Annotated in this window: 12 protein-coding genes; 3 read left to right on the forward strand and 9 right to left on the reverse strand. The window is 69.3% G+C overall.

The features are described 5' to 3' along the window. Positions 1 to 11: 11 nt before the first annotated feature. Genes U8D42_RS03435 through U8D42_RS03475 form a run of 9 tightly spaced genes read right to left on the reverse strand, consistent with a single transcriptional unit; the run spans position 12 to position 7795 of the window. Positions 12 to 626, reverse strand: coding sequence for a TetR/AcrR family transcriptional regulator (locus U8D42_RS03435; RefSeq protein WP_322859226.1), 615 nt, complete (start codon positions 624 to 626; stop codon positions 12 to 14). Next, positions 623 to 1693: a zinc-binding dehydrogenase gene (locus U8D42_RS03440; RefSeq protein WP_322859225.1), complete on the reverse strand. Its 1071-nt coding sequence runs from the start codon at positions 1691 to 1693 to the stop codon at positions 623 to 625. The genes U8D42_RS03435 and U8D42_RS03440 overlap by 4 nt, the downstream gene beginning before the upstream one ends. A gap of 11 nt (positions 1694 to 1704) precedes the next feature. Then, positions 1705 to 2874 (reverse strand): lipid-transfer protein, encoded by a 1170-nt coding sequence (locus U8D42_RS03445; protein ID WP_322859224.1) that lies wholly within the window; start codon positions 2872 to 2874, stop codon positions 1705 to 1707. Beyond that, positions 2871 to 3326, reverse strand: coding sequence for a MaoC family dehydratase (locus U8D42_RS03450; protein ID WP_322859223.1), 456 nt, complete (start codon positions 3324 to 3326; stop codon positions 2871 to 2873). The genes U8D42_RS03445 and U8D42_RS03450 overlap by 4 nt, the downstream gene beginning before the upstream one ends. Beyond that, entirely contained in the window at positions 3323 to 4456 is a 1134-nt protein-coding gene (locus U8D42_RS03455; protein WP_322859222.1) for an acyl-CoA dehydrogenase family protein, read from the reverse strand. Before U8D42_RS03455 ends, U8D42_RS03450 begins: the two co-directional genes overlap by 4 nt. Before the next feature lie 9 nt (positions 4457 to 4465). After that, positions 4466 to 4864, reverse strand: coding sequence for a Zn-ribbon domain-containing OB-fold protein (locus U8D42_RS03460; protein WP_322859221.1), 399 nt, complete (start codon positions 4862 to 4864; stop codon positions 4466 to 4468). Beyond that, entirely contained in the window at positions 4864 to 5409 is a 546-nt protein-coding gene (locus U8D42_RS03465; RefSeq protein WP_322859220.1) for an FAS1-like dehydratase domain-containing protein, read from the reverse strand. Before U8D42_RS03465 ends, U8D42_RS03460 begins: the two co-directional genes overlap by 1 nt. A gap of 14 nt (positions 5410 to 5423) precedes the next feature. Next, a complete protein-coding gene (locus U8D42_RS03470; RefSeq protein ID WP_322859219.1) occupies positions 5424 to 6611 on the reverse strand; it encodes an acyl-CoA dehydrogenase family protein in 1188 nt (395 codons plus the stop codon). Beyond that, positions 6611 to 7795 (reverse strand): cytochrome P450, encoded by a 1185-nt coding sequence (locus U8D42_RS03475; RefSeq protein ID WP_431523820.1) that lies wholly within the window; start codon positions 7793 to 7795, stop codon positions 6611 to 6613. Before U8D42_RS03475 ends, U8D42_RS03470 begins: the two co-directional genes overlap by 1 nt. 200 nt (positions 7796 to 7995) lie before the next feature. On the opposite strand from U8D42_RS03475, the gene U8D42_RS03480 reads away from it, so the two are divergent. From U8D42_RS03480 to U8D42_RS03490, 3 genes are read left to right on the forward strand one after another with little or no spacing between them, the layout of a single operon-like run. After that, a complete protein-coding gene (locus tag U8D42_RS03480; RefSeq protein WP_322859218.1) occupies positions 7996 to 9465 on the forward strand; it encodes an aldehyde dehydrogenase family protein in 1470 nt (489 codons plus the stop codon). After that, entirely contained in the window at positions 9462 to 11765 is a 2304-nt protein-coding gene (locus tag U8D42_RS03485) for a CaiB/BaiF CoA transferase family protein (protein ID WP_322859217.1), read from the forward strand. Before U8D42_RS03480 ends, U8D42_RS03485 begins: the two co-directional genes overlap by 4 nt. Before the next feature lie 46 nt (positions 11766 to 11811). Then, complete coding sequence (locus U8D42_RS03490; RefSeq protein WP_322859216.1) at positions 11812 to 12720, forward strand: alpha/beta fold hydrolase; 909 nt, start codon at positions 11812 to 11814, stop codon at positions 12718 to 12720. Positions 12721 to 12724: the final 4 nt, after the last annotated feature.

Consider the following 12724-nt stretch of genomic DNA (forward strand, 5'->3'; position numbering starts at 1 on the left):
ATCGGGGCGACTCAGGGGGCGCGCCTGGACCGTGCGCGTTCGCCGGCGAACCCGCGTACCGCGTAGGCGCGCACGAACTCGGCCACCGCCTCGGGGTCGTCCATGTCCAGCGTCGAGGACGGCGTGCTGAAGAGCGAGAACAGGATGCGCGCGAACCATTCGCCGGCGGTCTGGACGTCGAGGTCCTTGCGTACCTCCCCGGTGAGCCTGGCGGCCGACAGGTAGGGCGCGACGAAGTCGACGCACTCGCGCAGCAGGACGGCGGCATCCTTGGTCAGCAGCAGACTGATCGCATCCTCGTCGAAGTACTTCTCGGATGCGATGGATCGCCGGGCCTGGGTCACGAAAACGGCCGCCTGGCTCAGCTTTTCCTCAAGGGAGCCGCCCCGCGCCATGGCTGTGGACATCTCGCGGTAGAACCGTTCGGAAGCGTGTTCGGCACAGGCTTCGATGATGGCGGCCTTGTCGCCGAAGTACTCGTAGATGGTGCTGCGCGACACCCCGGCGGTCCTGGCGATGTCGACGATGGTGGCCTTCTGCAGCCCCTGCTTACGGAAGCAGGCGTACGCGGATTCCACGATCAGCTCGCGGGTGTCGATGGCCTGGGCGGCGGCTTGCGTCGTCACGGCACCAACGCACCCCGCGGCACCAACCCGGCATCGGCCGACGCGAAAGCGGCGTTGACGTCGGCCAGGTGGAACGGTTCGGGCATCAACCGGTCGAACGGAAAATCGGTGTGCTGCAGGAAACTCAGGCCGATCGCCAGTGTGACGGGCTCGTAGAACATGACGCCGCGCACGGATTTGTTGCCGTAGACCAGGACGCTCGGATCCAGCTCGAAGGTTCGTCCCATCCCGACGTTGCCGACCTCGAGGAGCGTTCCGCCGTTGTTGAGGAAGCCGATTCCCTCGGGAATGACGCCCGGCACGCCGACGACCTCGAGCACCCAGTCGGCGCCGATGCCGTCGGTGCGCGCGCGGACCTGTTCGGTGACTTCCGCGGTCGACAGGTCGCTCGCGTCGATGCACTGCGTGGCGCCGAAATCGGCCGCGACGTCGAGCCGTTCGGCGATCTTGTCGATGACGATCACCTCCGCGGCCCCCGCGGTGCGGGCCACGGCCGCGGCGTTGATGCCCAGTCCACCCGCGCCCTGGATGACGACCGTGTCGCCCAGTCGCACGTCGCGCAGCGCGAACAGCACCTGCGCCAGCGCGCAATTCAGCGGCGCGACCGCCGCGTCGGGCAGGTCCTCGGGCACCTTGTACAGCGGTTGCCGCCGGCTGGTGTAGTAGTACTCCCCATAGGCCGCGACGAAGTGCGGCTCCCGGTCGTGCGTCCGGTATTCGCCGGCCATCAGGTTCTGGCACGCATAGGAGCGGCCGCGCGCGCAGGCGTGACATTGACCGCAGAACCAAAAGTACGGTGTCACCACGCGATCGCCGACGGCGAGCGGCTTGCCGGTCGCGTCGGTGGTCAGGCCCTCGCCGAGTTCGGCTATCTCGCCGACCATTTCGTGGCCCATGGCGAACGGGCACGGCAACGGCAGCTCGCCGCGGAAGATGTGCAGGTCGGATCCGCAGATGCCGGCCATCCGCAGCCGCAGCGCCGCCGTTCCGGGCGCCGGGGTGCACAACGGGAATTCGGCCAGCTCGATCGGCCCGCCGTGGGCGGTCAGCAGCGCGAGCTTGGGCATGCGGGTCCCCTTCAGTCGGCCGGCGCCAGGATCAGCCCGCTGGTGGGCACCCCGGTGCCCGACGTGACCAGGACGTGTTCGACGTTGTCGACCTGGTTGTACGACGTGCCGCGCACCTGGCGCACCCCCTCGGTGATGCCGTTCATGCCGTGGATGTAGGCCTCGCCGAGCAGCCCGCCGTTGGTGTTGATCGGGAATTCCCCACCCAGCGAGAGCCGCTCGACCGTGGCGAAGTCCTTCGCCTCGCCCCGTCCGCAGAAGCCGAGTTCCTCGAGCTGGGTGAACACGAACGGCGTGAAATGGTCGTAGATGAAGGCCGTTTGGATGTCCTGCGGCTTGAGGCCCGAGTCGCGCCACAGCCTTTCGGCGACCACGCCCATCTCGGGCAGGCCGGTGATGTCGTCGCGGTAGTAGCTGGTCATCATCTCGCCGTTGGCGGCCGCGCCCTGGGCGGCCGCGGTGATGATCGCCGGCGGCTGCCGTAGGTCGCGGGCGCGTTCCGCACTGGTGACCACGAGCGCGACCCCGCCGTCGCTCTCCTGGCAGCAATCCAGCAGGCGCAGCACCGGTTCGACGATCCAGCGCGAATTCTGGTGGTCGTCCAGCGTGATCGGGCGCTGGTAGAACCAGGCATCGGGATTCTTCGCGGCGTGCGTGCGGTCCACGACGGCGATCCGACCGAAGTCTTCGTTGGTCACGCGAAAGGTGGACATGTAGCGCTGTGCGTGCATCGCCACCCACGCCGCGGGGGTGAGCAGCCCGAACGGCGCGTAGTGCGCCATGAACAGCGGGGTCCCCAGGTCGGTGCGTCCGCTGCCGCCAAACCGCATGCCGGACCGTTCGTTGAAGGCGCGCCAGCACACCACCACGTCGGCGACCCCGGTCGCGACGGCCATCGCGGCGTGCACGACGGTGCCGGCGGCGGCGCCGCCACCGTGGTGCACGCGGGAGAAGAAGCTCAGGTCGCCGATGCCCACGTTGCGCGCGATCTCGATCTCGTCGCTGGAATCCATGGTGAAGGTGACCATGCCGTCGACGTCGCCGGGCGCCAGGCCCGCGTCGTCGAGCGCGGCGCTCACCGCTTCGCACGCCAATTGCAGTTCGCTGCGGCCGGATTCCTTGGAGAACTCGGTCTGGCCGATCCCGACGATGGCGGCGGCGCCGGGCAGCGAGCCGCTCATGCGCACGTCCCGTCGAGCAGGCTCAGGATCGCCGTGCCCGAGACGTGGTCGCCCAGGCTGTTGGCGCCCTTGAACGTGACCTCGACGAAGTTCTCACCCCCGACGCCCTCGGTCTTCCCGGTGACGCTGCCGGTGAAGCGCAGCGGGTCGTCCGGAAAGCACGGCACGCCGAGGCGGATCGACAGGTTCTTGACCATCGCTTCGGGCCCGGCCCAGTCGGTGAGGAACCGCACGCAGTAACCGTTGGTGGTCAGGATGTTCATGAACAGGTTGGGCGAGCCCTGCTTGTTGGCGTAGTCGCGGTCATGGTGCACGGGCATGAAGTCGCGGGTGGCGATCGCCCCGGCGACGATCATCGTTGTGGTGATGGGTATTTCGAGCGGGGTGACTTCGTCGCCGACGGAGGTGTCCGCCCAGCGCAGGGTGGTGGTACGGCTCGCGGTGGTAGTCATGGGAGTCCTTCCGAATACGTTGCGCCATACGTTGCGCCAAGGTGGGCCAGCTGCGCCGCGGCAGGGCCGAGTGCCAGCTCGTTGTGCTTGGCCCACAAGAAGTAGCGGTGCAGGGGATAGGTGATGTCGATACCGATGCCGCCGTGGACGTGCTGGGCGGTCGCGGCGACGCGCGCGCCGGCGTCGGCGGCCCAGAACTTCGCGATGCGGGCGGCGCGGTCGGCCTCGGGTACGGGGCGCCCGTGCGCGACCATCCACGCCGCGTGCCAGGTGGTCCACCGAATCGCCTCGACGTCGATGAACGCATCGGCCAGGCGCTGCTGGACGGCCTGGAAGCTGCCGATGGGCCGGCCGAATTGCTCGCGGCCCGTGGTGTATTCGGCCGCGATCCGCAGGGCCCGCTCCGCGACGCCGAGCTGGACCGCGCACAGGCCGACCAGCGCGCGGGTGCGCAGCGACTCGAGCAGGCCCGCGCCGACCAGCCGGTCGGCGTCGGATACCGTTGCGCCGTCGAGGTATACGTCGGCGTGCGGTTCGCGGTTGGTGGTCGGCACCGGCCGGAGATCGACGCCGTGGGCGTCGGCCGCCACCAGGAACAGGCCGACCTGCCCGTCCTGAATCGACGCCGGGATCAGCACCGTGTCGGCGATCTGGGCGGCCGGAACCAGCTCCTTGGCGCCGTCGAGCCGCCAGTCGCCGCCATCGCGCCGCGCGGTGGTGGCGGGTGCCGTCGCGCCGGAGCGACCCGGCTCGGCCAGCCCCGCGGTCAGGATGCGGTTCCCTGCCACGACCCCCGGCAGGAAGCGTTGCCGCTGTTCGGAATTGCCGTGCCGGGCGATCGGGTCGGCCCCCAGCACCAGCGTCGCGTACGCGGGCGCGGGAGCGACGGCCCAGCCCACCTCGGCCAGCAGCACCCCGAGCTCGACGAAGCCACCGCCGTTACCGCCGACGGACTCCGGCAGCGCGGTGCCCAACAGGTCGGCCGCGGCCAGCTCCTGCCAGAGCGCGTCGTCGAAGCGAACGTCACCGGCTTCCAACTCGGCCAGACGTTCGGGTGTCGCCCGGCGCTCGAAGAGGTCGCGGGCGAGCTTGGAGATGGTCTCCTGCTCCGGGGTGAACGTGAAGTCCATGTCGCTCGCCTAGCCGGCCGGCCGGAACTGATGCAGCACCAGGCCGTCGTCGAAGCTCTGGAAGTAGACCTCGACCGGCATTCCCGTTGTGACGTCCGCCGGGTCGATGCCGGTCAGATTCGACACCAGCCGCACGCCCTCCTCGAGCTCCACCAGCACGACGACGTAGGGATATTCGAAGAACGGAAACTTCGGTTCGTGCGGCATCACGTAGCTGTAGACGGTGCCGCGGCCCGACGACTCGACGGTGTCCCAGTCCAGGGAGCGGCAGTGCGGGCACATCGGGCGGGGTGGGTGGCGCAGCCGGCCGCATCCGCCGCAGCGCTGGATCAGGAGCTTGTTCTCCCGCAACCCGTTCCAGAAGAATTCGGTGTCGGCGGTGATGGCCGGCGCCAGTCGGGCGGCCATCAGCGCGCCGGCCTGAATCGCAGCACCCGGAATCGCTGCCGTCCCAGAACTTCCCCGTTCTGGTCGGTGTAGGTGGTCAACCAGGTCAGGAAGAAGCCGGTGCCCAGCGCCGTCTTCTTCTCGTCGGAGACCGATTCGTACACCGTCGTCGCGCTGATGACGTCACCCAGGCGCGGGTAGCGCTCGATCTCGAACTCCGAGTTGGTCGCCACCGTGCTGGTGTAGCCCGCCTCGTCGAGGAACGCCGTTGGGTTGCTTTCGATCACGACCGGCGCGCCACCACGCTCGCCGATGCCCTCCAGGATCGGCGACGGCATGGTCCAGGTCTGCAGCATCACCGGCGGCGAGACGATGCCGCCGAACCGCGATTTCTCGGCGAACTCCGGGTCGAGGTAGACCGGGTTCATGTCGGCCATCGCGTAGGCCCAGTGCCGGATCATCGGCTGGTTGACCGGATCCGGGGCCAGCGAGGGCTTTCCGGTGCCGCCGGTGGGCTGGCCGACGAGGGCTTTCACCTTGGCGCTGACGGTTTCTGAGTCGGTCACTGACGGCTGTCCTCCTATTGTGCGGTGGCGCGTAGGTCACGGGGAGCGCGCGGCATGCCCAATCCCGCCATGGCGATGATGTCACGCTGAATCTCGTTGGCGCCGCCACCGAACGTGTTGATGACGGCCCATCGATACGCGGTTTCCAGCGCGCCGCGTAGCGGTGCATCAGTGCCCCGGCGAACCCCGTTGTGGTCGAGCACTTCCAGCAGCTGGCGGGCGACCTGCTGGGTCAGTTCGGTGCCGAACACCTTCGCGGCGGAGGCTTCCCCCATGTTGAGGATGCCCTTCGTCATCGCCGCGTTCACCCGCAGGTTGACCAATTTATACGCCGCTACCTGGGCTTCGACCCTCGCCAGGGCGAGCTGCACCCACGGCTGGTCGATGACGCGGCCGCCGTCGAGCTCGGTGGCGGCGGCCCACTCCAGGGTCTTCTCGAACAGCGGCTCGAGCGCGCCGAGGTTGCCCAGGGCGGCGCGCTCGAAGTTCAGCTGGGTGGTGATCAGCTGCCAGCCCTGGTTCTCGCCGCCCACCAGCGCGCTGGCCGGGACCCGCACGTCGTCGTAGAACGTGTAGAAGGTGGAGATGCCGGGCATGGTGTGCAGCGGCTGCCAGGAGAACCCGGGCGACGAGGTGGGCACGATCAAGATGGAAATGCCCTTGTGTTTCTTGGCATTCGGATCGGTGCGGGCGGCCAGCCAGATGTAGTCGGCGTATGCGGCGCCGCTGGTGAACATCTTCTGCCCGTTGATCACGTACTCGTCGCCGTCGCGGACCGCGGTGGTGCGCAGGGACGCCAGGTCGCTACCCGCTTCGGGCTCGGAGTAGCCGATCGCGAATTCGACGCTGCCGTCCAGGATCGCGGGCAGAAACTGCCGCTTCTGCTCCTCGGTGCCGCACTGCATCAGGGTTGGCCCGACCGTGTTCAGCGTCACCAGCGGGATCGGTGCATTCACCCGCTGTGCCTCTTCGGAGAAGATGAACTGCTCGATCGCCGAGAACCCGCGTCCCCCATATTCTTTGGGCCAGCCGACGCCGAGCAGGTCGGCCGCGGCCAGCGCCCGTACGCACTCGCGCACTTCCGGGCCGCCCTCCATGCGTGCGTCGAGCGCGAGGGTGCGTTCGGGCGTCATCACCTGCTCCAGCGCGGCGCGGATCTCGGCGCGCAGCCGCTGCTGCTCGGGCGAGTACTCCAGATCCATCAGGCCCCCAGCCGCACCGGCATGCGCTTGACCCCGGGCACCATGGTGGCCCGCATCCGGTCCACCGCGCCCACCAGCTCGAGCCTGGGGAAGCGGCGCAGCAGCTCGTCGAACATCACGCACGCCTCCAGCCGGGCCAATTGCGCACCGACACAGGAGTGTTCGCCGCACCCGAACGCGATGTGCGGATTCGGGTGCCGGGTCACCTTGAACTCCTCGGAGTCGGGGCCGAAGATCTCCTCGTCCCGGTTGGCGGAGCCGTAGAGCATCACCACGATGTCGCCCTCGGCGATCCGCTGGCCGCGGATCTCGACGTCGGTCGTCGCGGTGCGCGCCATGTGCACCACCGGGCTGGTCCAGCGCAGCATTTCCTCGACCGCGCCCGGGATCAGCGCCGGATCGTCGGCCAGTAGGCGGCACTGGTCGGGATGGGCGATCAGCGCCAGCGTGCCCAGCGCGATCAGGTTGCGGGTGGTTTCGTTGCCGGCCACCAGCAGCAGGTAGGCGAAATTGAGCAGGTCCTCATCGGTCAGGCGGACACCATCGATCTCCGCGCCGGCCAGCACCGACAGCAGGTCGTCGCGCGCGTCCACGCGCCTGGCGGCGATCAACTTCTGGAAGTACTCATACAGCTGACCCATGGCGACCACCGGGTCCAACTCGATCTCCGGGTCGGCCGTCCCGGTGGCCGCGTCCGACCACGCCCGGAACTGCTCCCAGTCGTCCGCCGGGGCGCCGATCAGCTCGGCGATCATCCGGGTGGGTAGCGGGGCGGCGACCTCATCGGCGAACTCGTGCACGGAATCCGGTTGGACGCCATCGAGGATGCCCCGCACGATCTCGCGGATCTTGGGCTCCAGCAGGGCAACACGCCGCCGGGTGAACCCCGAGTTGATCAGCTTGCGCAACTGTCGGTGCCGCGGCGGGTCGGTGAAGATGAGGTTGCCCTCCTGCACCGCGTTGCCCATCTGCGGATCGGGGATGGTGATGCCGCGGGTCGAGGTGAAGGTGGCCGGGTTGGTCGACACGAAGCGGATGTCCTCGTACTTCGACAGCGCCCAGAAATTGGTGACGTCGTTCCAGCAGACCGGCGCCGTCGCGCGCAGCTCGCGGTACGCCGGGTACGGATCGCCGGCGTAGAAGTCGGGGGAGTGCAACAGAGAAGCGGGAAAAGTGGTCCGCACGGCGGCCTCCCTGACCAGACGATCCGACACATTGACGCGATGTGTCTTGCGGCCTTGTGTCTACCCCGCGTCGCCCACCCGTGTCAATACCGCCGCGAAGCGCGGAAATACCGCGCAATTCGAGAGGTTGGTGATTGACGGTACGGGGGCATGGGTGTACACCAAGTGGTTAGATGACCGACGTTCGGGTGAGGAAGCGCATGACCGAGCTGCACACTCCGCGATCTCTTGTCGACACCTATCAGCTCTATATCGATGGCAGATGGGTCGAGCCGGAGGACGGTCGCTACGACGACGTCAACCCGGCCACCGAGCAGTCCATCGGCACCGCGCCCGACGCGAGCGTCACCCAGGTCGGCGCGGCGATCGGCGCCGCGCGCCGGGCCTTCGACGCCGGGCCGTGGGGGCGCATGGGCCCCGACGAGCGGGCCGGCTGCCTCAACCAGCTCGGTGAGGCCCTGCTCAAGCACGCCGACGAGATCTTCGCGCTGTCCCAGGTCGAATGGGGCTGCGTGAGCAACGAGCGGATGATGCAGATCGACGGCGCCGGCTACATGTCCATGCACGCCGCCCAGCTCGCCACGCAGCTGGTCGACGAGCCGGTCACCGGGATCGGCGCGGGAACGACGTTGCTGCGCCGCGAGCCGCTCGGTGTCGTATCGATCCTGACGCCGTGGAATTTCCCGCACTGCCTCAACGTCATGAAGGTGAACAACGCGCTGGCCGCCGGCAACACCGTCGTGCTCAAGCCCTCACCGCTGACACCGCTCGCCGGGCTCGCGCTCGCGCGCATCATCGACGAGGAGACCGACATCCCCCCGGGAGTGGTCAATGTCGTCACGCCGTCGGGCCTCGAGGCCGCCAAACTGCTCACGACGGATCCGCGCATCGACATGATCAGCTTCACCGGCAGCTCGGCCGTCGGTTGCGAGGTCATGCGGGCCGCCGGCGACGCCATGAAGCGGCTGTTGCTGGAGTGCGGCGGGAAGTCGGCGAGCATCGTCCTCGACGACACGCGGGTGACCGACGAGATGCTGCGGCAGATGCTGTTCGATTGCTGCTCGTTGCATGCCGGGCAGGCCTGCATCCTGCACAGCCGGTTGCTGCTGCCCGATTCGTTGCACGACGACGTCGTCGACCGGCTCGTCGCGCTGGCCCGCGACGTCAAGGTCGGCGACCCCACGGACCCGCCGGTCCAGATGGGCCCGCTCATCAGCGCGGCGCAACGCGAGCGCGTGCAGGCGCACGTCGACGGTGCCGTCCGCGACGGCGCGAAGCTGGCTACCGGCGGCGGTCGCCCCGCCGGGTTGGATGTCGGCTACTACTTCGAACCGACGATTCTCACCGGCGTGCAACCGGATTCGACGATCGCGCAGGAAGAAGTGTTCGGGCCGGTGCTCTCGGTGTTGCGCTACCGCGACGACGAGGACGCCGTCGCGATCGCCAACAACTCGTGCTACGGGCTCTCCGGCGCCGTCTGGGGCACCGACGTGGACCGGGCCGTCGCGATCGCCCGGCGGATGCGCACGGGCCAGGTCGCCGTCAACGGGATCGGGCCGGGCGATGCGCCGTTCGGCGGCTTCAAGCTGAGCGGGTTCGGTCGTGAGAGCGGCGGAGTCAGCGGGCTGCACCAGTACATGGAGGTGAAGGCCATCGGGATCCCGGCATGACGGGACCCCTTGATGGGCTCCACGTCGTCGAACTCGCCAGCGAGATCTCAGGTTGCTACGCCGCAAAGCTTTTCGTCGACCTCGGCGCCGAGGTCACCAAGATCGAGCCGCCCGCCGGGGATCCGCTGCGCCGGTGGGGCCCGTTTCCCGGCGGGGTCACCGACCCGGAGCGGTCCGGCCTGTTTCACTACCTCAACGCCGGAAAGCGCGGCGCGACAGTCGATCTAACCCGACCGGACGGGCTGGCGGAAGCACGTGGCCTCATCGCGGGGGCGGACCTGCTCGTCGAGGACTTCACCCCCGGAACGCTGGAGGGCTGGGGCCTCGGACCCGACGACTTGGGCCGGCTGAGCCCGAACCTGGTGCTGCTGCGCATCTCCGGGTTCGGTCGGTGCGGGCCCTGGCAGCACCGGCGCGCCACCCCCCTGACCATGCAGGCGGCGTCGGGCTGGGTCAGCAACCGGGACCCGGACCGGCCGCCGGTACAGGTCGGCGCGCGGATCTCCGAGTACGTCGCGGGCAGTTACGGCGCGTTGGGCGCGCTGACCGCGCTGCGACTGCCACCGGCCGGCCGGGTCCGAGAGGTCGACGTCTCCCAGGTGGAGGCGCTGTTGTCGACGCTGCCCTACCCGATGCTGATGGCACAGCGCATGAAAAACCTTGGCCTGCCGGCGAACCTGCGCTCGGCCCCCATGCTGGGAGTTGTCCGCGCCGCCGACGGCTGGGTGGGCATCAACTGCCTGACGGGCCAGCACTGGCTGGACGTGTGCGCGATGCTCGGCCTGCCCGAGTACGGCGAGCAGCAGATCGCCATCATGCTGGGCGGCCCGGAGCGCGACGAGTTCTTCGGCAAGGCGGAGCCCCTGCTCGCCCGGCAGACCGTCGCCGAGATCGTGGAACTCGGCCAGGCGCTGCGCATTCCGGCCGCTCCGGTCAACGACGGGGCCACCGTGTTGGAATGTCCGCAGTACGCCGAGCGCGGGTTTTTCGTGCAAGCCGGCGGCCCCGGCTGGTCGTTTCGTCGCCCCGGGCCGGCGTTCCGCTTCTCGAAAACCCCAGTGCCGCAAACCCGCCCGGCGCCGCGCCTGGGCGCGCGCCCCGGGCGGTGGGCCACCGCCGCCCGATCGCTCAACACGACTGGGCCGCAGCCGTTCTCCGGTCTCAAGGTCCTCGACCTGACCACGTTCTGGGCCGGGGCCTACCTGACCTGCTACCTGGGCGCGTTCGGCGCCGACGTCGTCAAGGTCGAGTCGATCCAGCGGCCGGACGGGCACCGCTACTCCGGCGCCTTCGCCTACGAGGGCGACGACTGGTACGAACGCAGCCCCATCTGGCAGGGCACCAACCTCAACAAGCGCGACCTCACCCTCGACCTGACCTCGGAGCGTGGCCTCGACATCGCCCGGCGGCTGGCCGCGGCGGCCGACGTGGTGGTGGAGAACTTCTCGCCGCGGGTGGTCGAGCAGTTCGGCCTGGACTACGACGCGCTGGCGGCGCTGAACCCCGACGTGATCGCCGTGCGCATGCCCGGATACGGCCTGCAGGGTCCGTGGCGCGACTACGTCGGCTGGGCGCTGAACTTCGAGCAGATCTCGGGGATGTCGGCGGTCACCGGCTACCCCGACGGTCCGCCGTGCAACCCGCAGGGCCCCGCGGATCCGATCGTCGGCGTGCACGCGGGGGTGGCGCTGCTGGCCGCCCTCGAGCACCGGCGCCGCACGGGGGAGGGCCAGCTGATCGAGATCGCGCAGATCGAGGTCGCCGCCTGCCTGGCCGCCGAACCGGTGATCGAGTACTCGATGACCGGCGCCGTGCGCCCGCGAGAGGGCAACCGGCAGCGCGGTTACCTGCAAGGCGTCTATCCGACCGCCGAGGACGGCGTCTGGGTCGCGGTGTCGCTGCCCGACGACGGGCGGCTCGACCACGACACGTTCGACGAGCTCGTCACCGGGTGGACCCGCGCCCAGGCCGCGGCGGCGGTCGTGAAATCCCTTCAGGGGCAAGGTATCCCGGCCGAACGGGTGATCACCGGCGACCGGATGTACGACGGTGACCTGATCGGGGGCCAGCTTGACGCGCGCGGCTACTACGAGGAGTTCACTCATCCGATCACCGGCCCGCACCGCTACCCGGGCTGGCCGTTTCGCATCACCCCCGGACCGGTCCGCCACCACCGCGCCGCTCCGCCGACGCTGGGTCAGCACAACGACGAAATCCTGCGCGATCTGGGCCTGTCCGCCGACGAGGTGGCGAGCCTTCGGTCCGAACGGGTCATCGGGGAGCGGCCGCTCAACGCCTGACCCGTGAGCCTTTGGTAAACGGCCCGTCACGTGCAAGGCTGCTGGCATGGCCATCGAGATCGCCCGCCCCAAGCTCGAGGGAAACGTCGCCGTCGGCGAGGACCGCCAGATCGGCTTCGCCGAATTCGGTGACCCGCAAGGGCGCGCGATGTTCTGGCTGCACGGCACCCCCGGCGCCCGCCGCCAGATCCCGGTCGAGGCCCGGGTCTACGCCGAGCAGCACAATATCCGCCTGATCGGCCTGGACCGGCCGGGCATCGGTTCGTCGACGCCGCACCGGTACGAGAACATCCGGGCGTTCGGCGACGACCTGCGGACGATCGCGGACACGCTGGGCATCGACAAGATGGCCGTTATCGGCCTGTCCGGCGGTGGCCCGTACGCGCTCGCGGCCGCCGCGGTGCTGCACGACCGGGTCGTCGCGGCCGGCGTGCTCGGCGGCGTCGCGCCGTTCCAGGGCGACGAGGGGATCACCAGCGGCCTGATGAACCTGGGCAAGCGGGTGGCGCCGCTGCTGCGGCTGGGCGGTGATCCGCTGCGGATCGGCGCCAGCCTGGTGGTCCGGATGATCCGCCCGGTCGCGAATCCCGCGCTCTACCTGTATGCCGCGATATCGCCCGAGGGCGACCGCCGGCTGCTCACCCGGCCGGAGTTCGGGGCCATGTTCCTCGACGACCTGCTCAACGGCAGCCGCAAGCAGCTGGCGGCCCCGTTCAACGACATCATCCTGTTCACCCGGGACTGGGGCTTCCGGCTCGACGAGGTCAAGGTCCCGGTCCGCTGGTGGCACGGCGACAGCGACCACATCGTCCCGTTCGCCCACGGCGAGCACGTGGTATCCCTGCTGCCCGACGCCGAGCTGATCGTGCTGCACGGCGAAAGCCACCTCGGCGGGCTGGGCCGCGGCGAGGAGATCCTGTCCACGCTGACGAAGATCTGGGACGAACAGAACTGACGCC

The organism is Mycobacterium europaeum (genome assembly GCF_034555895.2).
GTDB lineage: Bacteria > Actinomycetota > Actinomycetes > Mycobacteriales > Mycobacteriaceae > Mycobacterium > Mycobacterium europaeum.